The organism is Pseudomonas sp. LB3P81 (genome assembly GCF_054897965.1).
Genome location: NZ_JBUBVG010000001.1, coordinates 1,089,675 through 1,115,724 on the forward strand (window position 1 = coordinate 1,089,675; position 26,050 = coordinate 1,115,724).

Below are 26,050 nucleotides of genomic sequence, written 5' to 3' on the forward strand. Positions count from 1 at the left end.
AGACGCCTGCATGGACGACCCTCGTGCCGATAGCCGCCGCAGCGCTTGGTCGGTGTTTCCGATTTTCCTGCGCCTCGGGCTGACCTCTTTCGGCGGCCCCATCGCCCACCTGGGCTACTTCCGTGATGAGTTCGTCACTCGACGGCGCTGGCTGTCGGAGCGCAGTTATGCGGATTTGGTGGCGCTGTGCCAATTCCTGCCGGGGCCGGCCAGCAGCCAGGTCGGCATTGCACTGGGCATGTCTCGGGCGGGATATCGCGGGGCGCTCGCCGCGTGGGCCGGTTTTACGCTGCCTTCGGCCGTTGCCCTGATCCTGTTCGCACTGGGCATTTCCCGATACGGCACGGCGTTGGCGCCCGGCGCGCTGCACGGGCTCAAGGTGGTGGCCGTCGCGGTGGTTGCGCAAGCAGTGTGGGGGATGGCGCGCAACCTGTGCACCGATGGACTGCGTGTCACTCTGATGATGTTTGCGGCTTGCGTCGTTCTGCTTGAACCGTCCGCCTGGGCGCAGGTCGGCGTGATTGTCGCCGCTGGCGTCGCCGGCCTGCTGTTGTTCAAACCCGCGCAGCGTGGCGGGCACGATCCTCTGCCCATCCCCCTCAGCCGACGGGCCGGCGCGATCTGGTTGTCGCTGTTTCTGGCACTGCTGATCGGCCTGCCGATCTTGAATCAACTCTTGCCGAGTCAAACCCTGGCGCTGGTGGATGCCTTCTACCGGGCCGGCTCACTGGTTTTCGGTGGCGGCCACGTCGTGCTGCCGCTGCTGCAAGCCGAGGTGGTGCCTTCCGGTTGGGTCAGCAATGAAGCGTTTCTCGCCGGGTATGGCGCCACGCAGGCCGTACCGGGTCCGCTGTTCACGTTTGCCGCGTTCCTCGGTGCATCCATGATGCCTTGCGCCATCGGGCTGGCTCGGCGGGTTGATCTGCCTGCTGGCGATCTTCGCGCCGTCGTTCCTGTTGATCCTGGGCGCCTTGCCTTTTTGGGAACGGTTGCGCAGTAGTGTTCGCACACAGGCTGCACTGGCCGGGGTGAATGCAGCGGTGGTCGGCCTGCTGCTGGCCGCGCTGTATCAACCGGTCTGGACGAGTGCGATTTTCACCGCACAAGACTTCGGTCTGGCGCTGGTCGCCCTTGTTGCGTTGATGTTCTGGAAGCTGCCGCCGTGGCTGGTGGTGCTCGGCTGCGGAGTTGCGGGATGGCTGTTGAGCGCCGGGTAATCAAAAACGGGTGAATAACCGTTTGATTTTCACGCAGTTACTTTTTCAGAAACACTAATCCTGGTGCCCTCGACGTAACACCGAAAATGGGCGAGCTATTCTAAAAACCAACTGTACTTCGCGACTTGAGTTTATTGATGGCGTGCATCAGGAGACAGGTCATGAAAGGCATGCTCGGCGGCATTGGTTTGTCATTGATACTGGCGGCAACCGCGGCGTTCGCTCATCACGGCTGGAGTGAATACGACTCCAGCACTCCCTTGCAATTGAACGGTACGATCGAAGAATCGGGTTATTCCCATCCTCATGGATTCGTGCGCCTCAAAACACCGGACAAGACCTGGAACGTGGTGTTGGCGCCGCCCTCGCGTATGGAAAACCGTGGTCTTTCCCGGGAGATGCTGAGTGTCGGCAGTACGGCCAGCGTGGTCGGCTATCAGAATCGCAACAAACCGGATGAACTGCGCGCCGAACGCATTACCGTCGGCGGCAAAACCACAGAGTTACGCTGATGCAAACCTTCACTCCCAGCGCGGGTTCGGGTGCGGATAGCTGGCTGGACTGGGTGGGTGACTCGCAACTGGGCGCTGCCATGCGGGGCGACTTATGGCTGTATCCGATGGTGGAGGTGGTTCACATCATCGGGTTCACCGTGTTGGTCGGCTCCGTAGTGATGTTTGACCTGCGCGTGCTCGGGCTGTCGAAAAACATTGCCGTGACCGACCTCGCTCGCCACCTCCTGACCTGGTCAGTCGCTGCCCTGCTGTTGATCGTGCCTGCCGGGCTGATGATGTTTTCAGCCCACCCACATGATTTTGCCTCCAACGGTGTCTTTATCCTCAAGCTTTGCCTGATTGCGACGGCGGGCCTCAACGCAGTGCTGTTCCACGTCGGTGTCTATCGTTCAGTCAATCAATGGAACACCGCTGTCGGTGCGCCCGGCATTGCAAAATGCCAGGCGCTGTTGTCGATCGCGTTATGGCTCACCGTGGTGTTGTGCGGTCGGCTGCTGGCCTACACCTGATGATCAGGTATTGGTTTTCAGTTTGGTCCACAGACGCGTGCTCAACCGCGCAATCGCCGCCGGCAGGTCCTCGACGGTAAACAGCTTGTCCAGCACACTTTTCGGCGGGTAGATCGCCAGGTCCTGCTTCACGGCCGGGGTCACATACTGATCCGCAGCAAGGTTGGGGTTGGCGTAGTGGATGCTGTTGCTGATGTTGGCAATGACTTGCGGCGTCAGCAGGTAGTTCATGTAGGCGTAGCCATCTTTCTCGTGCGGCGCGCTCTTCGGCATGACCACCATGTCGAACCACAGGGTCGAGCCTTCGTCAGGAATCGAATAGGCGATATCGATGCCGTTGTTGGCTTCCTTGGCGCTGGCGGCCGCCTGAACGATGTCGCCGTTGAACCCGATCACCGCGCAGACATTGCCGTTCGCAAGGTCACTGATGTACTTGGAGGCATGGAAATACTGCACGTACGGCCTGATTTTCAGCAGCGCCTGCTCGGCTTTCTTGTAATCCGCCGGCTCGTGGCTATGGGGCGGCAGGCCCAGGTAATTGAGGGTGATCGGCAGAATCTGCGTCGGGTTATCGATAATTGCCACGCCGCACTGGCTAAGCTTCTTGATGTTTTCTTCATCAAAAAACAGCTTCCACGAATGGGTGACATCGGTGTTGCCGAAGATCGCCTTGATCTTCTCGACGTTGTAGCCAATCCCCGCCGTGCCCCACATGTACGGATAGCCGTACTGATTGCCCGGATCATTGACTTCGAGTTTTTTCATCAACGCCGGGTCAAGGTTTTTCCAGTTGGGGAGCTGGCTCCTGTCGAGTTTCTGAATGGCCCCGGCCTTGATCAGGCGCGACAGGAAATGGTTCGAAGGGCTGACCACGTCGTAGCCGGTATTGCCGGTCATCAGCTTCGATTCCAGCACTTCGTTGCTGTCATGGATGTCGTAAGTCGCCTTGATCCCGGTTGCCTTGGTGAAACTGGGCAGAGTGTCGTCGGCGATGTAGCCGTTCCAGTTGGAAATATTGACGACGTCGTCCGCGTAAGTGGCGGCCGACAACAGGGTCAGTACAACCATCAGGGGAATAGTGTTCACGCACATGTTCAATCACCTTGTTGATGAGCTTTTGTTGTTTTTTGATTGCCGGGGTTTTTAGATTTCTGTTCTGGCCCTAACCGCCTCCACGCGCATTCGAAGCATGGCACCGATATCGAGCAAAGGACGCGGCGGCAGCCAGCCCGGTTGCGCCCTGTGCATGACCGATTCGAGGATTGGCGAGCAAGTGCCCGAGGCCATTTCGGCAAGCAGCCGACCCCACAGCGTGCCGCGCGCGACACCCGAACCGTTGCAGCCGGCCACCGCAAACACGCCCTCTTCGACTTTGCCGAAATAGGGTTGCCCGGTGCGCGAAGCGCTCAAATGTCCGGTCCAGGTGTACTGGATGTCCTGCTCGCCCAGAAACGGAAAGCGCCGCTGCAAGCCGAGCACATGGTGTTTGCGCCGATGCAGCAGCTCGCTGTCGGTCAGGTCACGGGAACGGTATTCCGCGGTGTTGCGGATCATCACGCGACGATCCGGGGTCAGTCGCACCGTGGCGCCGAGCGGCCGGGTGGAAAGTACGCCCCATGGCTCGACAGCACCGATGGACTGAAATTCTTCATCGCTGAGGGGCCGGGTAAGGCTGGCGCTGAGCTCCATCGGGAAGGTTCGGCTATCCTCTATGCCCGAACGGGGAATGAACGCGTTCAGGCACACCATGACTTGCTTCGCCTCGATGCTGCCGGCGGTGCCATTGGCTTGAATACGCCCAATGCCCGAACGCTCCAGACCGGTGATGTCGGTGTTCTCGAAGACGGTCACGTTCTCCGGCAGCGCATCCAGCAAGCCCTTCACGTATTTCGCCGGTTGCAGCAGCGCGTTGCCGTGGCCGCACCAGATCCCCGCCTGGTAATGCCGGGTGCCGAGTTTTTCGTTCAGCTGATCACCTTGCAGAAATTGCGCAGAGGCGCCGACGGCGCGCAATGTCGCCAGTTTGGCCTCGACATCGGTCAACTTGCCTGGGTCGCTGACGGCGAAGAAATAGCCGGAATCCCGGAAATCGCATTCAATGCCGTGACGCGCGATGCGCTGGCGTACTTCGTCACTGGCGGCGCGTGAAATCGAGGTGTCCACTTCATAACCGGCAAAGCCGTGGTTGCCGATCAGTTCATCCTTGGTCGGGTGCTCGTGGCCCACCACAAAACCCGAGTTACGCGCCGAGGCGCCTTGCGCCGCGCGCTGCCGGTCAACGATCACGATCCGCGCCTGAGGGTGCATTTGCGCGAGCGAGTGCGCGGCACTCAGTCCGGTGATGCCGGCACCGATAATCAGCCAGTCGGCCTTTTCCGTGCCTTTGAGAGGACGGCGAGCGGGTGAACTTCCCGTCTGCGCAATCCAGCCACATTCATTGGTCATGCCTCACCTCATTGGACTGTCGTTCTGCGAGCACATGCCGAAATCGCATGAGCGTTTCCGGAAGATGCTCGCCAGAGCTAGAATCTATAAGGCCTGTAGTAATACAACCAACGTTATAAAATCATCGAGCCATTCATAAAACGCATGGATAAAATTCGCCACGTTCCCTCGCTCCAGGCCTTGCAGGCGCTGGTGGAAGTTTCCAACTCGGGCAGTTTCACCCAAGCGGCGGCCAGGCTGTGTCTGACCCAAAGTGCGGTCAGCCGAAAAATTCAGCTTTTGGAGAGCCACTTCGGCGTGCCGATGTTCGCGAGGACCAGCCGCAATGTCCGGCTGACACCGGAAGGTGAACAGGTGCTGGGCACCGCCCGGAATATCCTGGAGCAACTGAAAGCACTGGAAGACCGGCTCGCACCGCAGGAACGCCCCTTCCGCATCCGCATGCACGTGTCGCTGGCGGTTCGCTGGTTGCTGCCGAAATTGAGCGAGTTCTATCGAAGTCATCCCGAGGTTTCGCTGTCGATCGAAACCGTGGCGACGGAAGTGGTGGAGCCGGCCATCGACAGTGATGCCTACATCCTCTATCTGCCCGAACCGTCCCCTGATCCGGATTGCCTGACCCTGTTCAAGGAAGCGTTGGTGCCGGTGTGCGCCCCCGGACTGGGCACCTCGACGCGGCCACTGGCGGCGGTGGAAGACCTGGTGAGTTTCCCGTTGCTGCATCGCTCGGCGGACCGGCATGACTGGGTCCAGTGGCTGTCAGCCAATGGCGGCAAATCGCTGGAGGATTACCGCCACATCCCGTTCAACCTCGACGAACTGGCGCTCGATGCAGCAGCACGGGGATTGGGCGTGGCGATGACTGACAGGACGCTGGCGGGGGAATCGATCGAACGGGGCGTGCTCGTCATCCCGTTCGGCCGCCCGCTGGAAACACGAGGTGTTTACGCGTTGAATCTGCAATATTCAGCCGCCGCACATCCGGCCTGCGCGCTGATCCTGCAATGGTTTGCGCAGCAGGCGGAAAAGCAAGCCGGTCAGCGTTGATTGAGCCCTAGGTGCCTCCGCCCACCCCTTGTGTCGCATTGGAGAAAGCCACCCCGGCCTCGCGCACCAACGTTCGCCATTCCGCGCTGCTGATCAGTCCTGCGCGCTCCATCTCATCGGCGGCCTTGAGCAACTCGTCGTATTGCTCCTCCACATCCATGATCTCGGGCTGTGCGAGGAGCTTGTACCAGGCCGCCAGGGCGTCCCGTCTCAGATCATCGGTCATGGTCGAACTCCCAAGGATTGTCTTCGTTTGGAAGTACATGAGTGGGTGACCGTTCCGGGCGCCCGACATACGGCGAACCTTGCATTACAAACTTGTCCGTAAATACTTTGCCAGCGACGTCCCACGACGGGGGTTACGTGTTTTGAGCTGGTTTTTCCGGGGCGGCGGGGTAGCCATTTCATTAGCGAGTCACTTGGAGAAGCCCCAAGTAACCAAGGGCTCTTGCCCCTTTCGTTCCGGTCCTGCTCCGTGGGCCCGCCGCGATCGGCCATCCATGGCCGTGCGCGGCTAACCCGATGTTTGGGAACGACACCGATCAACTGTAGAAGCGAGCTTGCTCGCGAAAAACGTCAGGACACCGCGTTCATTCTGACTGCACGCATTAACGTTGACGACCATCGCAGGCAAGCCAGCTCCCACAGGGGAACGCGTATACCTGATATCAGGTCGGCTGGCAGGCCGCCTCGCTAATAAGGATCGTTGGGCATCGATTCTCATCGAAGCGCGGGGCTAGCAACCCCACTCAGACGCCAAATAGATGAAAGCAAGCCAAACACGACATCAAAAACAGTAATGCAGAAAGGGGGGAACCATAGATGTAAGAGCGAAACCGCTAGCCGCCGTTACCGCAGAAACGGATATGCCCCCAACCCCACCTGAAATGGCAAAAAACACCACCCCCCTTGAGCACTTTCGACATAGGCCAACACCGTCGCTGCCCCTAGACTCTTTCCCCCAATAACAGTGCCAACGCGCACCAGACTGAACCAGGGAAACCCTCATGAACCCATCCGACATTTTCGTTATCAGCGCCGTCCGTTCCGCCATCGGCAGCTTCGGCGGCTCGCTCAAGGATGTGCCGCCGATTCAACTGGCCACAGACGTCTGCCGCGCCGCCATCGAGCGCTCGGGGCTGGCTCCGGAGCATATCGGCCATGCGGTGATGGGTCACGTGATCCCGACCGAAGCACGTGACGCCTACATTTCCCGGGCGGTGGCAATGAACGCCGGGCTGCCGAAAGAGACGCCGGCCTTCAACGTCAACCGTCTCTGCGGTTCCGGTTTGCAGGCGATTGTCAGTGCCGCGCAAAGCCTGATGCTGGGCGATACCGGGGCGGCGCTGGCCGGCGGCGTCGAGTCCATGAGCCGTGGCGCTTATCTGTTGCCGCAAGCGCGTTGGGGTGCACGCATGGGCGACATGCAAGCCGTCGACTACATGCTCGGCGCGCTGCAAGACCCGTTTGGCGGTTTCCACATGGGCATCACCGCGGAAAACATCGCCGAGCGCTACGGCATCACTCGCCAGGCCCAGGACGAACTGGCCATGATCAGCCAGCAACGGGCGGCGCGGGCGATTGCCGAAGGCCGGTTCAATGGTCAGATCGTGCCGATCGAAGTGGCGTCGCGCAAAGGCACCGTGACCTTTGCGACAGATGAACACGTGCGTGCCGAGGTCAATGCCGAGCAATTGGCCAAGATGAAACCGGCCTTCAAAAAAGACGGCAGCGTCACCGCCGGCAACGCCTCCGGCCTCAATGACGGCGCCGGTGCGTTGATCATGGCCACTGGTGAAATGGTCCGCGCGCAAGGCCTCAAGCCGATGGCCCGACTGGTCGCCTACGCCCACGCCGGTGTCGAGCCGGAATTGATGGGACTCGGTCCGATCCCTGCCACCCGACTGGTCCTCAAACGCGCCGGCCTGACCGTGGCCGACCTGGATGTCATCGAATCGAACGAAGCCTTCGCCGCACAAGCCTGTGCCGTGGCGCAGGAACTGGGCTTCGACCCGGAGAAGGTCAACCCCAACGGTTCGGGCATCTCGCTGGGTCACCCGGTGGGCGCCACCGGCGCGATTATCGCGACCAAGGCCATTCACGAACTGCACCGCGTTCAGGGCCGTTATGCCTTGGCAACCATGTGCATCGGCGGCGGCCAGGGCATCGCCGTGTTGTTCGAACGCGTCTGACTTATCCACCCTGCCCCCCCGTTCAGCGGGGGGCCGGGTTGAGCGCCGCCGACCAAACTATTCTTCGAAGGTTTACGTGATGACCTAACCTCATAGGCTGAATGACTAACAACAGAGTCGGACACTCCTATGCGTCATGCACTGAAAGCCATGATCTTCGTCGCTTTCACGCTTTTCGGGGCGGGGCCCGGAATGCTGTCGGCGGCGGCCCCTCCAGACGCTTCAGCGCCAAGGGTCGCAAACGCAGCCCTCGCTGTCTCCCAGAGCGATCTCCAGGCGTTGCAACTACGGCTGGACGGCCTCAAACAGCAGATCTCGCTGGTCGATAACTTCAACCAGCTGGAGGGCCCGCAGGACCTGGTCCAGATGTTCATGCTGGATGTCGATCGCCTTACGGCCTCGCTGCTTCCGCTGCAAACTCAACTACGCGCACAACTGGGTGTGTTGGGGCCTGTCCCGCTTGATGACACCGCGGCCGAGCAGTCCGATATCGCCGCGCAAAGGGTCGCGCTCACCGAGCAAAAAAACAAAGTCGACGCCACCCTGAAAACCCTGGCCGCCCTGAAAGCGAGCGCCACCGAGGTCATCATTCAGATTGCCGGCATCCGCCGCAATCTGCTGGAAAGCGAACTGACCCTGAGCACCAGAAGCATCCTGAACCCCGATTTCTGGTCCCCGATCATGGCCCCGTCGATGGACGATCGGTTGCGCTTCAGAATATTCTTCGATCAGGCGAGAGAAGTCGCCAGGGCCGCCTGGCAACCGGGCCAACGTCTTATCACCAGTGCCCTGTTACTGCTGACCCTGGTCATCTGGACGCTCGGCCGCTGGCTCGCCGAACGAGGGCTGACCTGGCTGTGCATTCACCGGATGCCGGAAGGACGCCTGCGTCGAAGCTCCCTTGCATTGGCCTCCGTTTTGGCCACGGTGCTGACCGTCGGTCTGTCCCTGCTACTGCTGTTTTATACCTTCACACGTCAGACGCCGCTGACACCGCTGCTGACGACATTTTCCCAGGAATTCGAAAAAGTCGCTTATACCTGCGTCCTGATCACCGCGCTGAGCCGTGCCCTGCTGTCCACGCGCCACCCGTCCTGGCGGCTGCCGGCGCTTGCTGATCCGGTGGCGCTGTCACTCAAACCTTATCCCCGAATTCTCGCGGGTGTGCTGTTGGTTCTGGTGACGATGAACCAGATTATCAACGCCACCGGCATGAGCAGCGACATCGTGATCGCCGCCCGAGGCATCGCCGCGTTGGTGGTTTCGATTGTTCTGGTGGACTTGTTGTGGCGCACCGGCAGAGTCCGAAGAGTCGTCGTGGCTACTGGAGAAGCCCATGAAGCTGGCAGGACGTTCGCCGGTCTGCTCTACACCATCACCGGTCTCTCGATGGTGATTTCCCTGTTATCTCTCTTGACCGGCTACGTGTCCCTGGCCAGGTTCATCACCTATGAACTGGTCTGGGGATTCATCATTCTTTCCGGTTTCTACCTCTTGATGCAGTGCTTCAAGGATGCCTGCGAGTACCTGTTTTCGATCAAAAGCCCCAGCGGCAAGGCACTAAAACAGTTGCTGGGCATTGAAGACCGGCGCCTGGAGCAGATCTCGACCATTCTGTCGGGAGTCGGTCGGGCCGGGCTGTTGCTGTTGGCGCTTGTTACCCTGTTCGTCGGCGGTGTCGGCACGACGCTGGGGCAACTGCTCACCAGCGTCTTTTCCATTCTCGGTGGCGCCGGGCTGCGCAAACTGAACATCATCCCCGGGCACTTGCTCAATGCCGCCCTGGCCTTGCTGGTTGGCATCTATCTGATTAAAACGCTGGGCCAATGGCTGGACAAGGAGTTCCTGCCGAAAACCGAGATGGACCCGGGCATGCGCGCCTCACTGACCACGCTGTTTGCCAACATTGGCTACGCCCTGGTCATCCTGATGACGCTGTCATCACTGGGCGTACAGTGGACCAACCTGGCCTGGATCGTCAGCGCGTTGTCGGTGGGGATTGGTTTTGGCTTGCAGGAGATCGTCAAGAATTTCGTGTCCGGCCTGATCCTGCTGACCGAGCGCCCGGTGAAAGTCGGCGACCTGATCAGCATCAGCGGGGTCGAAGGCGACATCCGGCGGATCAACGTGCGGGCCACCGAAATCCAGCTCAGTGACCGTTCGATTGTCATCGTCCCGAACTCGCAGCTGATCTCGCAGAACCTGCGCAACGTGACCCTGGGCGGTAGCGCCCAAGGGGTGGCGACACTTGAACTGACCTTTCCCCTGGACATCGACCCCGAACAGGTAAAAAACCTGCTTTACGACACGTACTGCGAGCACGAAACCATTCTCGACAAACCGGCGCCGGTGGTGCGCTTCAGCAAACTGACGCCCGAAGGCATCACGCTGACCATCACCGGTTATGTCAGCAGCCCGAGAATTGTCAGCATCACCAAAAGCGACCTGTTGTTTGAAATTCTCAAGCGCCTGGGTGCCGCGGGTATCGAACTGGCGAAGCCGGCACCGGCGGTGTGATTCAGTGTGCGATGCCTGAATATTGTAAGAAACCGCCGCGATCCAGTGAATGATCCACACTGGTGCTAAAGTGATAGCACCCGTCTTCGTCTCGCCAGATTTACACATTTGAGGGTGGAGACCTGTCACAAGTATGAGCAGCTTGTGTGTGACGCTGAGGCTCTCAAGCGAGGGCTGTTTTGACCTGAATCCCGTCATTATCGAGCGCAAGGGAAAGCAAATGAGGTCTAAATATGATATTTGAGCCCAACAGTACCCGTTCCGTTCTCCAGCGTAGAAGCAGCACCAGTATCGTCGTTCAGGCCGGTCTCGATTGCGTTGCGGTAACCGGTGTCGCGTGGTTTTTGATCAATTATCATATCGGCTTCATTTCCCAAGACTACGTCATCCTGCTCCTGCTGCTGCTTGGGGCATTGGCCGTCGTGTACGACCACTACGCTATTTATCGCAGCAATGTCGGCTTTACCGTCAAAGCCTTCAAGCTTCTAAAGGCGTGGACCGCGACCTTTGGCTTTCTCGTGGCCATGGCTTTTCTAACCAAAACCAGCGAACAGTATTCGCGGCTGTTGGTTGGGGAGTTGTTTGTTCTTGGCTATTTTGCCCAGTTGCTGCTGCACCTTGCCACGCGCGAAATGCAGAAAAAGTTTCTGGCCCATCCGACGCAACTGGAAAATTCGCTGATCATTGGTTCGGGCGAGCTGGCCAACTACCTTTACAAGAAAATAAGCAATAACCCCTGGCTGGGTGAGCGCATCGTCGGCTGTGTGTTGATTGGCGCGGATGATGATCGGGGAAAGGAAGGCCTGGAAGGCGCACCACGCCTGTCGATACTGGGCAATATCTCTGATCTTGATGAATTGGTTGTCAAGCACGCCATTCGTACCGTCTATTTTGTGACCCCTGTGGGTGGCTCCGAAGTTATCCAGAAGGTTTATTTAAGTCTGTTCGATAAACACGTCAGGGTTAACTGGGTACCTGACATTTTCGCCTTGAAGTTGATCAACCACAGTGTTCGCGAGATTTCCGGCATTCCCGTGCTGACCTTGTCTGAAACTCCGCTGATGGGTATGCGACTGTTTCTAAAGAATCTCGAAGACAAGGTCGGGGCTTTTCTCATCCTGCTTTTTGTCGCGCCAGTGCTGGCGATGGTCGCCCTTGCGATCAAGATCGATAACCCCGGCCCCGTGTTCTTTCGTCAGCAACGCATGGGATGGAGTGGCGAAGTTTTCCGTATCTGGAAGTTCAGAAGCATGGTGGTCCATCAGCCGTCAGACGGCACCGTCCAGCAGGCACAAAAGAATGATCCACGCGTGACCAGGGTGGGCGCCTTTATTCGGCGAACCAGCCTGGATGAGCTACCGCAGTTGTTCAACGTGTTGATGGGAGAAATGTCGCTGGTGGGGCCTCGCCCGCACGCGATTCAACACGACATGCAGTACTCGCCCGATGTCTCGGGCTACTTTGCGCGTCACAACATTAAACCGGGCATCACCGGTCTTGCTCAGGTACGTGGCCTTCGCGGTGAAACAAAAGTTATAGAACAAATGATTCGGCGGGTTGACTCAGACATCGAGTACATCAACAACTGGTCGCTCTGGCTCGACTTCGTCATTCTTGTACGAACGATATCTGCCTTCTCCGGCAAACAAGCCTATTAGTGCGTCGTGAATGCCTGCCAGGTGAAACTGTAGGAGCAGCCGGTCGACGCTCGATTGCTCGCGATGTTCGTTAACGATAGCGCGTGTTACCTGGTTAAACGCGGTGGTCGGTCGTCCATCGTCGGAACGCCGCCCGGAGCAAGCTCGCTCCTACACCTCGCCGCACGATGACGGAAAGAGATCCAGCGTGCGCTCAACTTCATCAGGGTCGATGGTGAAGCCACTTCCTGCAGGCGTACCCACCACAAAACCAAAGTTCTGCTGATCACGATCGGTCAGGTACTTGAAGAAACAGACGAAACGATCAGGCGGCTGCAAAACCGGAGCCACCGCGATTTCTCCCGGAGCAATTTCCCAGGTTTTCACGACCTGGCGCTGCTGGGTCAACGACGGCGTCCGTGTGACGCGTGTTTTGAAAAGGTGCTTATACGCAGCAAGGCTCCACTTCGATTGGCCGCCACTGGTCAATGCATTAAATTGAGACATAGCCACCTCATCCAGACATGGACAAACAGCAACAAGCGTTATTGGCGAAACTGACTTTGTTCAAACCCAACGACTTGTTCAGGTGGATACGATACTTTCCAGAACAGGGGGTGCATTCAAATGAGCGTAACGACTGCGCAAAGTGTCGAGAAGCACTTCTCCCGGCACTCTGGAACAATGGAGATATATTTTGGACAGGCCACCAAAACCCATTTCGCGATATCGGTTCGCAACTTCCTCATCACTCGGCCCGTCCGGCAATCCGAGATGAAGTGTCAGGTTTTTGCCCTCTACAGCAAATAAAGGCGCCTCCCAGAGAAATTGCGCTGCGCCAGTCCTGGGCAGTTGAATAAACAAATAGCCGTGATTACCCAGCGTATCAACATCACCGCCGCGTCTTCTTTTCCACTCTAGAAGTCCGTCGTCCGGACGTGCCAGGCACGTTCCGATATCGTAATAGTCAAAACTATTTTCAATCGCCCACTCAAGCGCCATGAATGTGGTAATGGAATTAACTTCACGCAACTTCTTTGTATCTGAAAACACAACATCAGGGTAACCGAAGCGCACGGTACTCCAATAACGCTTGCCTGCCCGGGTGACTACGCAGCCAAGATGGCATGCAACAATCTCGTCTTCCAGCACCACCAGATCGAGTCGCCCGGCAATCTTTGCCACCCGCTGAACTTCACGGGCTTCAATCTGCGAAGCGGCTGAACCATGCCTGGCCTTGGCATAAGGCTGAAGCATTTCGCGGTCTGCACTTTCAATTTCGTCATCGTTCAACGCTTGTTTCATGCGGTAGCGCAGACGGTTCTTGCGCAGATTCCGGCGTAACTCGGTGTTGTATCTCGCGGTGATCTCGTCGATTGACCGACTCAGCGGCACGACAGCACTCAGGTATTGAGGCACATATAATGCCCCCGGGGTCGGCATTTCACTGACCCATACCGTCCGGTCTGACTTGCTCAACTTCAACTGACCATCAACCGCTTGAGATTGAACTCCCAGTAAAACCTTCACAAATTCCCGCTGTGTTTTCCTGCCCACATAGAGAATGTCGTAGCGGCTGTCTTCCCGCAGTCGGAACCTGACAAGTTCCCAGCGCCAAAAACAGGCTCGCCCAAGGATATCTCGCAGCCAGGCGACAGCTTTCCTTAGCTCAAATCGCATTGAAGGAGATAACAACTGACGCATTAATTCTGCTATATATTCTTTCATTTGGTTATTAGCACAATTCAAGAAATGGCCATTGAGTTTCAAATCAGTCGACAACTTCAACATGAAGTAAAGGTGCATCGCCGAAGTTTTGCAAATATTTCAAGCGCTGTTTTTATGGCGCCGGAAAAGCTTAAACCAGAGTCAAAAGGCCTGTTACGTCAGGCTTGCCTGAAGACTAGCGTACGCAACAGGAACAGTGGATTACCCATCACGTAGCGACGGAATAATCGCTTTGGCTCAGTGAGGAGTCTGAACACCCATTCACAGCCGAGACGGCGCACCCATTGCGGAGCGCGAGTCACTTTGCCGCCGAGAAAGTCCAGGATTGCCCCGCCGCACACGACAAGACAGGGGGCGCCGCTGTCGGCCAGCCTGGCAGCAACGGCTTCTTGCTTGGGCATGCCCATCCCGAGCACAACCAGTTCCGGCTGAAACTGCCGGGCAAGGTTTATGTAGGTATCCACTGTCGCGAAGCCATGGTGAGCAGAGACAACATTGACCGCAAATTCCGCTTCGCCATGCCGCACCGCATTGGTTAGAAAAGGTTCTTCAGTGCCCCAGAAAGCCACACGCCGGCCCTTGTACGCAGCCAGCAGTTTGGGGATGAAATCGGTGCCATTCATATTCAGCCCCGGCTCCAGACCGAGGCGACGAAACAGGATGGCCAGGCCGGAGCCATCGCGCAGTAACACGTCCGCTGACAGCAGCGCGTGATGGTAATCGGTATTGGCTGCCACAAGATTCATGGCATGGGCATTGGCGAATCCGAGCACTGTCGTCACGTCAGGTCTGGATAACGCATCAATCAGTCTTTGCTCATCATCAACGTCGCTGACCACCCTGAGTTTGCGGGTAATCGTTTGCCAGCGGTGCTGCCAGGACGAAGCGTGCATTAATTGTCATCTCTCTTCGAACGCACCCACTCGACCTGGCGCTTGAGCACAAAGCCGATGTACAGGGGGATTTTTTTCAACGCGTAGAACGGCGCATACAACAAAGTCGAAAAAGGGATGATCCCGCGACCGAACCGGCTCCACGCCAGCAGGATAGCCCCTCCCAACAGGACCATCCCGACCGAAGCGATCAATGCGGGCGCCCACGCTGCGCCCAGCAAAAACACCAGCCATGACAGGGCAAAGGCTGCGCCCAAGACCAACGTCAGCAAGGCCAGCGGCGGGACCCATAAATCCAAGGTCATAGCCAACAGACTCCCGTTACCCCGAGTGATCGCCTCCACCATCAACTTTGGCGCATCACCCAGAATGATCCCCAGATGACCGTGTTCCCAACGCGTACGCTGGGTACTCAAGCCTTCATCACTGCGCGGAAAATAACTGCTCACCAGGGCTTCTGGGCAAAACAACGGCGGCTTGCCGTTTCGGCAGAAATCCAGGCCCATCTTCAGATCTTCTACGATATGGCCAGTGGCTAAATCAATCAAAGCCAGATCCTTCCAGACGAAAGCCATCCCCGAGCCCATTAATGAACAAGGCAAACCAAGCCGGGCCCAACCTTGCGACCGCACCCGGTTTTTCACACACCAGGCAAACTCGGCAAGCTGCACTTTCAGCCCGGAACCCGCTGGAGCATGCATTAAATACAGTGCCTGCGCCGGCCGCCCTGAGTGGATGCAGCACATTGCCAAACGCTCGATCGAGCCCTCACCCACCCGGGAATCGGCATCGACGACGATCATGACGTCCGGCGCGTCGCTCGCCAATTGACGTACCCCAAAGTCCAGCGCATAGCCTTTGCCACGCTGATGATCATTGCTGCGTTCCACCACCTCGGCACCCGCCGCGCGGGCCAGCGACGCCGTGTCGTCAGAACAGTTGTCCGCCACCACCAACAGGCGATCGCCTTCCAGTAGCTGCGACCGAATGCTGTCCAGTGTCGAAACAATGAGCGAGGATTCATTGTGCGCCGGCACCAGCACCGCCACCCGCGGCCGCGGCCCTGGTGCCGACGAACGCGACCGCACAGGCAGACAGGCCAGCAGCACCTGCGCAAACAGCACCAACACCGGCAGGACGATAAGTACCAGCAGTGCGCTGAACAGCCAACCCAGTAATGTGATCATGCTTGCGCCCTGAACAAATTGGCCAATCTGGCTGCTTCGGTATCGATATCGTGTCGTTCCACCACGCGCTGATAGGCCGAGTCGCCCATCCGCTGCAATACCTCGACAGGTTGCGCGAGGCAGTCCGCCATCGCCGCCGCCAGCTCCTCCACTTCGCCAGCGGAAAACAACCAGCCGTTCTCGCCATGGCGCACCAGCTCGGGAATGCCCGCCACATAGGTCGTCAACACCGGTCGGCGCAACGCCATGGCCTCCATGATGACCACCGGCAAACCCTCGGCAAAGCTGGGCAATACCAGGGCCCGCGCGGCAAGAATTTCTGTGCGCACCTGGTCGCTGCTGATCCAGCCGGTAATTCGTACCTGCGACTGCAAGCCATGCTGTGCAACCAGGGCTTCGATTTGCCCACGCATTTCCCCATCGCCGGCCAGTACGATCTCGAACTTCACAGCTTGCTCGGCCAGGATGCGGGCGGCCTCCAGCAACAGCAGTTGGCCCTTTTGCTCACACAAGCGACCGACGCAAACCAGACGCGGCACGGAAGGCACGGCAACGGGCGGCACATCGTGAAACGTGCGCTCCAGGCCGCAATGCACCACTTTTACCTTGGCCCAGTGCGAATGATCCACCCAGCGAAACAGCTGGCTGCGGCCATAAGAGCTGATGGCCGCGACAAAAGCCGCGCGGCGTACTTTCTCGCCCAAATGAATGAACTGCGGTTTGTCGAACTCTTCCGGGCCGTGCACGGTAAAACTGTACGCGGGCCCGCCGAGTGCGTGGGCCAGCATCACCACCTCGGTGGAGTTAGTACCGAAATGCGCATGCACATGCTCGGCGCCGAACGCCTGTAGCCAAGTCAGCAGGCGGCAGGCTTCGAGCAAATAAACCACGTGATACGGCCATGCACGATCAGCCCGCCAGCCCATGCGTAACGCCAGCCACAGTGCCGAAAAGAAGCGTCGCGGCTGGAGGCGCAATACCTGCAGCGCGGGCCCCAACAGCCCTTTTACTCCGTCCTGCAATACATACCGGGTTTTATCGCGTTCAGACACGTCCTCCGCATCCACCAACTCGGCGTCCCAGCCACGCAGCGCAATACGCTGCACCTCAAAACCCTGACGTTCCACCGCCAAAATCTCGCGACGAATGAAGCTATGGCTGACCTTGGGGTACTGATTGATGAAATAAGCGATGCGCATAGGAACCCAGGCTTAGTTGTCGTTGCGGAGGGTTATTGCTGCAGGTGATTCCACACTCGTACGACTGTCAGGAACGTCACGCCGTTTGCTGTAACTGGCTGACAACACGCTGTCTAACTTTCTGAACGTGTCATCCAGAAGCTCATAGCGTCTGCGGTACATGGCGCGTTTTTTTGAAGCAATACTGTCGAGCGGTTTTCTCGACGGTTCCATGGGAATCTCAAAAAAGTCTTCGCGCTCTGAGGGCGTCGCGCCGTGCTCCAACCAGATGACGTCGTAATTTGCCGCCAGATCCTGAGCTTTTTCAGTACCAAAATACGGATGACGATGGTGGCGATACCCATCCCCTACCGCATACATTTTTTCAACGCCGAGGTTGATTGCAAGGTATTTGATCACTTCGATCAGGAAGCTTCTTGGCCGTAGACCTTCAAAATCTTTTGTCAGGTCCCTGTAGATGCTCAACGACAGATCACTCTCCACGCCTTTGTGTATCCCTTGAACGGCGCCGATAAAAATACATAACTCAGTGTCCGTGCGGCACAAGGTGAATGCGATAGATGCAATGCGCAAATCACCCTGAAACAAATTAAGTACCAACTCCCCTTCACGCATGAACCATGTCGGACGATCCAGCACCAGGGAGCAACCCGCGGAGAATTCCGACAAGTCACTCAACACCAGGCTTTCGCTTCGCCCGAAAAGCAATAATTGCGGGCAACTTTTTGTGATGACTTCGTAATGCGAAGCCAGCACACCCAATCTGTCCTGAGCGCTCCAGTTTTTGCTGATGTATGGCCAATGAACAACACCGATACAGTCTCCGCCCAACTTTTCGACACCGGACTTGCCCAGGGCGTTCGACATGCGCCCCAGGAACACGTTGAGCCCCGACCAGTTTCGTCCAATCAAAACCAATAATTTAAGCTTGTTTTTCAAGGCTCTTAACGAATAGCCCGCGTGCAAGGAAAACACGCTTTTCAATAGCAGCCAATTATTCATGGACGTCTCACTTGTATTCGATCAGCGCCGACTTGCCGGTGCCGAATCTGTTCAAAAGAAACCTGGCTTGTCCGAGCATCTCGGGAAATTTACCCAGTACGAGAAATAAAGCCAGCAGCCAGTTTTCGCGCGTTGATCTACCACCCCGGCGAGCCAGGCGCACGACTTGCAATGGATAGACCAGAAGCAAAAGCAGCCCGGGCCATCCCAGCATCAACATCGCGACCACCGTCGCCAGGGGCACACCCAAGCCCCAGAACCAGGCACGACGCGACTCCCGTAGCCAATGTTTCTCCGGTGCAGCCCCGTGCAAAAACGCGCCTTCGGCAAAGGCATGGCCGCCGCGCAATGTACGCCGCCACCACTGGCCGAAGCGGGTCATGGCCGCATCGTGCAAGGTCATTTCCTCAGCCAGACGCCAGACTTTCCATCCATTCGCCCGCAGGCGCACACACAATTCGGGCTCTTCCCCGGCAATCAGATCCGCCCGAAACCCCGACGCTGCGGCGAAGGCATCGGCCCGCATCAACGCATCGCCACCACAGGCCTTGGCCTCGCCTATCGGCGTGTCCCATTCGAGGTCACACAACAAGTTGTAAATCGAGCGCTGCGGAAAACGTTCGCGGCGCCGTCCACAGACCACCGCCACTTCAGGCCATGCCTCGAGAAAGGCCTGTGCCCGGGACAACCAGCCTTCGACAACCTCGCAATCACCGTCGACAAACTGTACGTAACGCATCGCCGGCAGCAAATATTGCAGACGGGCAAATCCTTCATTGCGCGCGCGCGCCGCCGTAAACGGGATCGACATATCCAGCTCGACCACCTCGACCCCAAGCGTCTTTGCCATCGGCACCGAATCGTCCGTTGATCCGGAGTCGACATAGACAACCTGCTCTGCCGCACCGACCAGCGAAGCCAGGCAACGCTCAAGCCGCAGGCCTTCGTTGCGACCGATAACGACGACACCCATGCCAATCGCCATGGGGCTCACTCAGCGTCGCAGTCGGAAGTGCCCACGGAGCATGCTGTTGCTTCTGCAGACTGCCTTCTCTTGATAATTGCGGGTACGCCCACTGCCACCGAGTCATCCGGTACATCGGTCAGCACCACGGCATTGGCACCAATGACGACGTTGTTACCAATGCGGATATTGCCCAGCACCTTGGCCCCGGTGCCGATATCAACGTTGTTGCCGATCACCGGGGCGAATGGCTCGTTGACGTTTTTCAGCCCCACGACCACGCCATTGCGGATCCGGCAATCATCGCCGAACTGCGCATAACCACTGATAATGATGCCGCCGAAATGATCGATGACAAAGTTGCGTCCGACCACGACTTCACAGGGCAGCTCGATGCCCGTGAGGATCTGCACCAGTTTGTAGAGCACTTTGTAGATAAAGGAGAGCAGCTTGCGCAACAGCGCCGGACGCACGCCGTAGCGCCAGCGTCCGAAGCGATAAACTACCATCACCCAGAAGCCCTGAGCCCCCCAATCGCCCGCGTATGCACGCAAGTCCGCACGTATGTTTTCGAACATGAATGGCTCTACCGTGTTGGTTGGCTAGCGAATTTGGTCTCACGCAGCAGCGCCCAGGTGGCACGCGCATGCTGCCAGCACGCGCCGATGGCCGCTCGGCCCCGACCTTTCAATAATGCCTTGAGCGCCAGAATCAGATCACCCAGGCACACCAGAAACATATGCAGGACCAAACCGGGCAGACCGTGGTGCTTGCGGAAATACAACAGCTCACTTTCGATCTGCATTTTGGGTATCTGTCGACTGACCGCATTGAGCTCGACAACCGTCTTGGCACTTTCACCGCCGATATGCACCACCGTGGTGTCCGGGTAGTAGACCACCTTCCAGCCGGCCTGCTTGACGCGCTTGCAGTGATCGACCTCCTCGTAATAAAGGAAGTAGCGCGGATCGAACAAGCCCACCTGGTCGATGACTTCACGGCGGATCAGGTAATAGCAGCCAGGCACCCAGTCGCACTCGCGGACCGAGGCGTGATCCCAGTCCATGTCATCCACCCTCTTCACCACGGGGAAAAACCGTTCAAGCCCGGTACGCGAGAGGAAGACATTCAGCGGCGTCGGAAAGTAGCGACACGAGGGTTGCAGATCACCTTCCCGGCCAACCAGCCGAACGCCGAGGACACCGCAATCCGGGTGAGCCTCCATGTATTCGAGGGTTTTTTTCAGGGTGTCGGCGGCAACGAAGGCATCGGTATTGATGAGCAACGCATACTTGCCCTGCAGGTGTTCAACCAGCTGATTGTTGGCGCGGCCAAAGCCAACATTATTTTCATTGGCCAGCAGCAATGCCTCCGGGCAAACATTCTCCAGACGCTCCAGCGAATTATCGGCAGAGGCATTGTCCACGACCAGATAGCGCATCAGATCCGCATTGTTTGACTGGCGCAATGCATCAAACATCGGCTGCAACAGCTTCGCCGTGTTGTAGTTGACGACCAGCACATCAAGGGGAGTACGGGTCATTTTGGTGGCTCGCCGAAAAAGTGCTGCACTCGCATGGCCATCAGCGCCGGCTCCACGCGTGGATCATAGGCACTGCTGCGTTCTCTGATCATGTCCATCCACGGATAGTCGTTGCAGCGCGACTCGAATGTTTTCATCAGCTCTTCAACGGTACAAATAACCCTCGCTGGATTGCCCGCGACCACAGCACCAGGCGGAACATCTTTCCTGACAACAGCACCTGCGGCGACAATTGAACCCGGACCTATGGTCACGCACGGCAAGATGATCGCACCATGCCCGATAAAACAGTTGTCACGGATGTCGACTGGTCCGACAGAATCAAGTTTTACGTTGTAGAGAGTGGAGAAGAAAACGGCTCCATCGTGACAGAACAGCGTGCAATCCGATAAAGCGATGTTGCTGCCGAGGCGCACCAGCGAAGGGTCAGCGATACTGCACCCGACATTGATCCACACATTGCTGCCGACGGAATGAAGCGATCCCCAGCGCGCCAGATATCGAGCCCACTCAAACCCGTCAGGATTACAAAACCGTATATAGATCCAGCGCCCCCGCCCCGTTTTGTTGACGAAATAACTTACAGCACGCCTTGCCAGCCCTATCATCCTGTCAGCCTCACAAATCCTGAGATTCTCATCCGTGTCAGAGCCAGATACACCCCGGTATTTTTGATTGTAGTATCAGGAATATCTGCTCGCCGGGCCCGCTTGATGATTAAGATGATCTGCCAGCCTCAGGGCAAGCTGTATCAGAGGCATGGTCGGATTGCTCGCACCGGCTGTAGGAAAGACACTGCTGCCTGTCACGTAAAGATTGTCGATGCCGAACACTTTGCAGTTCTCGTCGACCACTCCGGACTCAGGCGCCGAGGCCATCCGTGTAGTCCCCATATGATGAGCATGGGGCTCTACTTTCAGTGGCACAGAGACGTCATACACATACTCATCCAGCTTGACGAAGCCCAGCCCCGTCTCGGCAAAACACTTCGCCACCTCCAGCCCTATGGACTTGATGGTATGCCTGTCTTCGGGGGCCAGTTCCCAATGGATGTTGACCTTGCGCATCCCCAATGCATCCCGATCTTCAAGCAAAGTGAGGCGGCTGTTTCGATTGGGAAATTGTTCGATAAGGGTGGTAATCACCCCATCCCCGGGGCAATTGAAGTGGGTAATAAAATCGATCTTGTGCGCCAACCCGACATCGCAGGCGAGGTTCTCCAAAAAGTCCTTGATGGCAGCCGTTCGCCCATAGGCGTGCACTTCCGCCAGGAGTGATGCGGACACATTCCCTTTGCCTGACTGATATTGCGCTGTAAATGCATCGGTCGTGAAGTACTGTCGAGGCTCGGGACTCTGCCCCTCTCCCAGAATGAAGGTCCCCAGGTCGAGGTTCAGGTGCTCCATGAAACACCTGCCGACGAAACCGTCCTTACTGACGACACCGGCGGATGCCAGGGACTCACTGTTCATCAGTTGCCTGGCATTCTCGATGGCGCCCGTTGCCAGAATGAAGTGTTTGGCCGTCACTCGTTCTCGGTGCTTGTCGTAATCCGACACAACGATGGAGGCTATGCGGCCAGCCTTGCTATCGAACTCAAGATCGACACAGTTGCAATTGATGAAGACATCAAGCCCCTCGGTCTCTTGAAGATCTTTGGCGTATTTTTGTGCAAATCGCGTCGGCGGGCTTAGCAGGAAACGATCCGCTTGAAAGTCGTTGCCATCCATGGACGCATTAATGGCCTTGAATCCCGCATCCGACGGGAGATCCACAATGTCCATGGCCGCTGGCAGATAACGCTCGATCTCGGAAAACGCTATGGGCCAGCCGGGCAGTTTGACAGGAGGGGCCACGTCAAAGTCTGACTTCTCGAAGGGACGGCAACGCCCCGCCCAGTGATTGGATGTACCGCCGAGAAAGCGCAGACGTGTTTCTTCAGCGTAGACATTCATGCCTGTCGAGGTGCAGTTGTAGAGGGTTTGCGAGGGATGTGAATATTCGTGCCCCCCGCCCTCGAGAAGCAGCACGTGTCGACCATTCACGGCCAGGCGCAACGCCAGCGTGATGCCCGCCGGTCCGGCTCCGATGATGCAGAAGTCATAGCGGTCGCGGAGTTCTTTTTGCGATTGGTAATCTTTGATCATGTTCGCGTTTGCCGAAAATACTGGGCAGGCAACACCCAGCCGTTGACTACGACAAATCCGTTTTTTTTAGAAGAAGGCGGAGCAAGGAGCGAGGACAATCCAAATGTCATCCCCCCAAGACTCAGTAAGGCAAACGCCTGGAGGAATTCTCTGCGCCCCATCACAGAGGTATTCAAATCAAGTTCACTCATGATTCAAAGCCCCACGGCATTAAAATTGCGTTTGTTTTTTTAACTACACATCAAACCCCATCGCTCCCCCCGAAGGGTGTAGCAAGTGCCTCGATCAAATCAAAGCCATTTGGCAAAGGCCAGCACCAACTCCCCGCACAACACCCCAACCAGCAACATTGGCAGCACGACAAGCTCACGTTTGAGATCGAACAGCCCCACACGACAGTTCACATAAACAATTAGCACAAGTGTAGGAAACGTATGCAGCGCGACACCCCAGATTGCATATTTCACTCCGCCAACGGCCAGCAGCAGAGGCAGCAACACCCATAACGAGACGGCGCGAACAATGTTATCCATGGCCTGGTACTTCGTGAGTCCCAAGGCAAGCCAGGCTTGATGCGCCACGCCGTAGCGCAATGTGAAGAAAGACAGTGAAAGAATGGCCATCATGTTGCCGGCCTCGGCATAACGCTCATCGTATAACCAGTGGATGATGAGTGGGCTGATGGTCCACATCAGTCCGCAGATAAACAGCAAGGCGATGTCGATAATCAGTCGGAAGCGGTCATACAAAGCGCGGAGCCGCACGGTGTCATTGTTTCTTGACGCCTCGCTGAAGGCTGGCAACGCCACGGCGCCGACCAACCTCTGCACGCCGAGTGTAATAGCCCCCAGAATCAGCACGGCAATGGAGTAGACGCCCAGTTCGGCGGCCGACATGCTGCCGCCGAACCAGATGCGATCGCCATTCATGGCCAGTACGCCCACCGCCGACGACAACAATATCCAGCGCCCGAAGACGACTAGCTCCTGGAGCGCAGTACGATCCCACAGCAAACGATTAGGCGGGCCCTGAAACCAGAAATGACCTAGTAGCGTACTGACCAGGGCGGAGACCAGACCCGCCCCCACCAGCGACCAGATAGACCGGGTGAAGTAACCGATAACCAGCATCACCAGCAGGCCGGAAATCTGGGACGCAAACTCGGCAAGCACGACTTTCTTTTGCTGGAATGCGCGAACGGCCACGTCGATTTTTGTCGACTGAAAACCATAGATGATCGCGGACAAAGCAGTAAGGGCCAACACCAGCGGCAACTCCGGTGCAGCATAGGTGGATCCGGGCGACCACAGATTGATGACCTGCGCAAACCAGGCAAAGCCCGCGATCAGAAGTGTTGAGGCAAAAAGGACAAAACCGCGCACGATCTGCACGGTCCACACAGTATTGAGAAATACCGGATCGTCGCCACGCGGGCTCTGGATGATGTTCTGGCGCAAGCCCACATCGGAAAGCAAATGGAGGATCACCGAAACGGTGGTCGCGATGATCATGATGCCGAACATCTCCGGCATCAGCAGGCGAGCCATGATCAGGTTGCCGCCCAGGCGTATGGCTTGAGACGTGACAAGTGCCCCGAGATTCCATGCCCCGGCGAATATCGCTCGCTTGCGCAGGCTCAACGATGGCGATAAATCAATTGAAGGCATAACATCAATCCCGGACTCAGTGGCACGACCGTTACTATAGCCGCAATCAGGCAATGCACTATCCTTCGCTCACCAATCAAGTAAGTTCATGAACTCATGCCTGAGCACATTCGCGCGCTAATCGTCATTCTGGTTCTAGCCGGCACCGTTTTTACTCTTGCCCGCCGATCAGCAACGGACCTGATCCCGTACAACGACTTCACCCGTCGCCGCAATCTGTGGTTCGTATTGACCCTGCTGGTTTTTTTCGCGCACAGTTTCTGGGTGTATGCGGCCGTCGCCGCTGTGGTGTTGACCCTCGCAAGAAAACGCGAACGCAACCCCCTGGCGCTGTTTTTCATGTTGCTGTTTCTCGTCCCGCCAGCGTCGGCGCAGATTCCCGGCATGGGTGTGATCAACTATTTCTTTGATCTCAACCATATCCGTCTGCTGTCCCTGTGCGTCTTGCTTCCGGCGTTTTTCGCGCTACGCAGGCGAGCGGACACGCTGCCTTTCGGGCGCACCTGGCCTGACCGGCTGCTGGCCGGCAGCCTCCTACTGACGAGCCTGCTGTTGCTGCGCGAAACCACACTCACCGACACGTTGCGCCAAACGCTCTACCTGTTCATCGAAGTTTTTCTGCCTTACTACGTTGCCAGCCGGGCTCTGAAAGACCTCAGTGACTTCAGGGATGCCCTGCTGGCCTTTGTCCTCGCCGCCATGGTGTTGTCCATTATCGGGCTGTTCGAATTTGCCCGGAACTGGCTGCTCTACAGCGCGCTGACGGACGCTCTGGGCATGCGATGGGAATTGTCCGGCTACTTGAGCCGTGGCGGTTCATTGCGCGCCAGCGCCACCACTGGCCAGGCCATTGCGCTGGGGTTTGTCGTCAGCGTGGCCATCGGCCTGTACCTGTTTTTGCAGGAAGATGTGCGCAGCAAGTTCCAGCGACGTCTTGGCGGTCTCCTGCTGGCTGGCGGACTGTTCGCGCCACTGTCGCGTGGCCCCTGGATCGGGGCCGTCGTCATGATCACAGCGTTCATCGCCACGGGTCGCGGCGCAGCCAAACGCCTGATGTTGCTGGCGCTCGCCGGCGTGCTCGCCCTTCCTTTGCTGGCCATCGTGCCTGGCGGGCAAAAAGTGCTGGATCTGCTACCGTTCATCGGCAAGATCGAAGTAGAGAACATCACGTACCGGCAACGTTTGTTCGATAACGCAATGATCGTTATCCAGCGCAACCCATTGTTCGGCGCTTTCGACTTCCGCAGCACGCCGGAAATGCAGTCCATGATTCAGGGCCAGGGCATCATCGATATCGTCAACACCTACATCCACGTGGCGCTGCAGGTCGGGTTGATCGGGTTGACGCTGTTCGTGGCTTTTTTCGTCACTGTTCTGCTGGGCATCCGCAAGGCGATGCGTTCATTTCCCGATAAGGACGATGAGACGCGCCGGCTCGGACGCGCGCTCCTGGCGACACTGGCCGGGATTATGGTGACCATCGTGACCGTCAGCAGCATCACGTTTATCCCCGTGGTGTATTGGTCGGTGGCCGGGTTGGGTGTTGCCTATGCCCAGATGGCTCGCAATCTCAAGCACACTTCGACTGCAGTCACTGCGAGTGCCCACCTCCAACTCCGGTAATGCCGATGACCACTTTGT

Annotated in this window: 23 protein-coding genes and 1 pseudogene; 8 read left to right on the forward strand and 16 right to left on the reverse strand. The window is 57.6% G+C overall.

Annotation, left to right across the window (positions count from 1 at the left end):
- Window positions 1-10 precede the first annotated feature (10 nt).
- From chrA to ACYZTL_RS04905, 3 genes and pseudogenes are all read left to right on the forward strand, one after another.
- Window positions 11-1,217 (forward strand): annotated as a pseudogene (chrA, locus tag ACYZTL_RS04895) (chromate efflux transporter).
- A 161-nt stretch (window positions 1,218-1,378) separates the two neighbouring features.
- Window positions 1,379-1,729 (forward strand): DUF6152 family protein, encoded by a 351-nt coding sequence (locus tag ACYZTL_RS04900; protein ID WP_461950831.1) that lies wholly within the window; start codon window positions 1,379-1,381, stop codon window positions 1,727-1,729.
- Window positions 1,729-2,241 (forward strand): DUF6644 family protein, encoded by a 513-nt coding sequence (locus tag ACYZTL_RS04905; protein WP_461950832.1) that lies wholly within the window; start codon window positions 1,729-1,731, stop codon window positions 2,239-2,241. The genes ACYZTL_RS04900 and ACYZTL_RS04905 overlap by 1 nt, the downstream gene beginning before the upstream one ends.
- 3 nt (window positions 2,242-2,244) lie before the next feature.
- Here ACYZTL_RS04905 and ACYZTL_RS04910 read toward each other — a convergent pair whose 3' ends face one another.
- Complete coding sequence (locus ACYZTL_RS04910) at window positions 2,245-3,333, reverse strand: polyamine ABC transporter substrate-binding protein (protein WP_461950833.1); 1,089 nt, start codon at window positions 3,331-3,333, stop codon at window positions 2,245-2,247.
- A 51-nt stretch (window positions 3,334-3,384) separates the two neighbouring features.
- Window positions 3,385-4,686 (reverse strand): NAD(P)/FAD-dependent oxidoreductase, encoded by a 1,302-nt coding sequence (locus ACYZTL_RS04915; protein WP_461950834.1) that lies wholly within the window; start codon window positions 4,684-4,686, stop codon window positions 3,385-3,387.
- 144 nt (window positions 4,687-4,830) lie between these two features.
- Between ACYZTL_RS04915 and ACYZTL_RS04920 the strand changes: the two genes are divergently transcribed.
- Window positions 4,831-5,733 (forward strand): LysR substrate-binding domain-containing protein, encoded by a 903-nt coding sequence (locus ACYZTL_RS04920; protein ID WP_461950835.1) that lies wholly within the window; start codon window positions 4,831-4,833, stop codon window positions 5,731-5,733.
- Between the two features lie 7 nt (window positions 5,734-5,740).
- Here the strand turns inward: ACYZTL_RS04920 and ACYZTL_RS04925 are convergent, their stop codons facing one another.
- On the reverse strand, window positions 5,741-5,959 hold the full coding sequence (locus ACYZTL_RS04925) for a hypothetical protein (RefSeq protein WP_461950836.1): 219 nt from the start codon (window positions 5,957-5,959) through the stop codon (window positions 5,741-5,743).
- A gap of 781 nt (window positions 5,960-6,740) precedes the next feature.
- Between ACYZTL_RS04925 and ACYZTL_RS04930 the strand changes: the two genes are divergently transcribed.
- The 3 genes from ACYZTL_RS04930 (at window position 6,741) to ACYZTL_RS04940 (ending at window position 12,100) form a co-directional block, all read left to right on the forward strand.
- Window positions 6,741-7,925, forward strand: a complete 1,185-nt coding sequence (locus tag ACYZTL_RS04930) for an acetyl-CoA C-acyltransferase family protein (protein ID WP_461950837.1) — start codon at window positions 6,741-6,743, stop codon at window positions 7,923-7,925.
- Between the two features lie 129 nt (window positions 7,926-8,054).
- Window positions 8,055-10,442: a DUF3772 domain-containing protein gene (locus ACYZTL_RS04935; protein ID WP_461950838.1), complete on the forward strand. Its 2,388-nt coding sequence runs from the start codon at window positions 8,055-8,057 to the stop codon at window positions 10,440-10,442.
- Window positions 10,443-10,675: 233 nt separating this feature from the next.
- Complete coding sequence (locus tag ACYZTL_RS04940; RefSeq protein WP_461950839.1) at window positions 10,676-12,100, forward strand: undecaprenyl-phosphate glucose phosphotransferase; 1,425 nt, start codon at window positions 10,676-10,678, stop codon at window positions 12,098-12,100.
- A 150-nt stretch (window positions 12,101-12,250) separates the two neighbouring features.
- Here the strand turns inward: ACYZTL_RS04940 and ACYZTL_RS04945 are convergent, their stop codons facing one another.
- The 13 genes from ACYZTL_RS04945 to ACYZTL_RS05005 form a co-directional block, all read right to left on the reverse strand.
- Complete coding sequence (locus ACYZTL_RS04945; RefSeq protein WP_461954389.1) at window positions 12,251-12,586, reverse strand: hypothetical protein; 336 nt, start codon at window positions 12,584-12,586, stop codon at window positions 12,251-12,253.
- Window positions 12,587-12,664: 78 nt separating this feature from the next.
- The gene (locus ACYZTL_RS04950) at window positions 12,665-13,807 is read right to left on the reverse strand and encodes a hypothetical protein (RefSeq protein WP_461954260.1); all 1,143 of its coding nucleotides are present in this window, start codon (window positions 13,805-13,807) and stop codon (window positions 12,665-12,667) included.
- 158 nt (window positions 13,808-13,965) lie between these two features.
- Window positions 13,966-14,700: a WecB/TagA/CpsF family glycosyltransferase gene (locus ACYZTL_RS04955; RefSeq protein WP_461950840.1), complete on the reverse strand. Its 735-nt coding sequence runs from the start codon at window positions 14,698-14,700 to the stop codon at window positions 13,966-13,968.
- Complete coding sequence (locus tag ACYZTL_RS04960; protein WP_461950841.1) at window positions 14,700-15,887, reverse strand: glycosyltransferase family 2 protein; 1,188 nt, start codon at window positions 15,885-15,887, stop codon at window positions 14,700-14,702. Before ACYZTL_RS04960 ends, ACYZTL_RS04955 begins: the two co-directional genes overlap by 1 nt.
- Window positions 15,884-17,086, reverse strand: coding sequence for a glycosyltransferase (locus tag ACYZTL_RS04965; protein ID WP_461950842.1), 1,203 nt, complete (start codon window positions 17,084-17,086; stop codon window positions 15,884-15,886). Before ACYZTL_RS04965 ends, ACYZTL_RS04960 begins: the two co-directional genes overlap by 4 nt.
- Before the next feature lie 12 nt (window positions 17,087-17,098).
- On the reverse strand, window positions 17,099-18,088 hold the full coding sequence (locus ACYZTL_RS04970; RefSeq protein WP_461950843.1) for a DUF535 family protein: 990 nt from the start codon (window positions 18,086-18,088) through the stop codon (window positions 17,099-17,101).
- A 7-nt stretch (window positions 18,089-18,095) separates the two neighbouring features.
- Complete coding sequence (locus ACYZTL_RS04975) at window positions 18,096-19,073, reverse strand: glycosyltransferase family 2 protein (protein WP_461950844.1); 978 nt, start codon at window positions 19,071-19,073, stop codon at window positions 18,096-18,098.
- Window positions 19,074-19,078: 5 nt separating this feature from the next.
- Window positions 19,079-19,630 (reverse strand): serine O-acetyltransferase, encoded by a 552-nt coding sequence (locus ACYZTL_RS04980; protein WP_461950845.1) that lies wholly within the window; start codon window positions 19,628-19,630, stop codon window positions 19,079-19,081.
- 8 nt (window positions 19,631-19,638) lie between these two features.
- On the reverse strand, window positions 19,639-20,595 hold the full coding sequence (locus ACYZTL_RS04985) for a glycosyltransferase family 2 protein (RefSeq protein ID WP_461950846.1): 957 nt from the start codon (window positions 20,593-20,595) through the stop codon (window positions 19,639-19,641).
- A complete protein-coding gene (locus tag ACYZTL_RS04990; RefSeq protein ID WP_461950847.1) occupies window positions 20,592-21,203 on the reverse strand; it encodes an acyltransferase in 612 nt (203 codons plus the stop codon). Before ACYZTL_RS04990 ends, ACYZTL_RS04985 begins: the two co-directional genes overlap by 4 nt.
- A 75-nt stretch (window positions 21,204-21,278) precedes the next feature.
- Entirely contained in the window at window positions 21,279-22,742 is a 1,464-nt protein-coding gene (locus ACYZTL_RS04995) for a GMC oxidoreductase (RefSeq protein WP_461950848.1), read from the reverse strand.
- A complete protein-coding gene (locus tag ACYZTL_RS05000) occupies window positions 22,739-22,933 on the reverse strand; it encodes a hypothetical protein (RefSeq protein ID WP_461950849.1) in 195 nt (64 codons plus the stop codon). The genes ACYZTL_RS04995 and ACYZTL_RS05000 overlap by 4 nt, the downstream gene beginning before the upstream one ends.
- Window positions 22,934-23,032: 99 nt before the next feature.
- The gene (locus tag ACYZTL_RS05005; RefSeq protein ID WP_461950850.1) at window positions 23,033-24,409 is read right to left on the reverse strand and encodes an oligosaccharide flippase family protein; all 1,377 of its coding nucleotides are present in this window, start codon (window positions 24,407-24,409) and stop codon (window positions 23,033-23,035) included.
- Between the two features lie 96 nt (window positions 24,410-24,505).
- On the opposite strand from ACYZTL_RS05005, the gene ACYZTL_RS05010 reads away from it, so the two are divergent.
- On the forward strand, window positions 24,506-26,032 hold the full coding sequence (locus ACYZTL_RS05010) for an O-antigen ligase family protein (protein ID WP_461950851.1): 1,527 nt from the start codon (window positions 24,506-24,508) through the stop codon (window positions 26,030-26,032).
- Window positions 26,033-26,050: the final 18 nt, after the last annotated feature.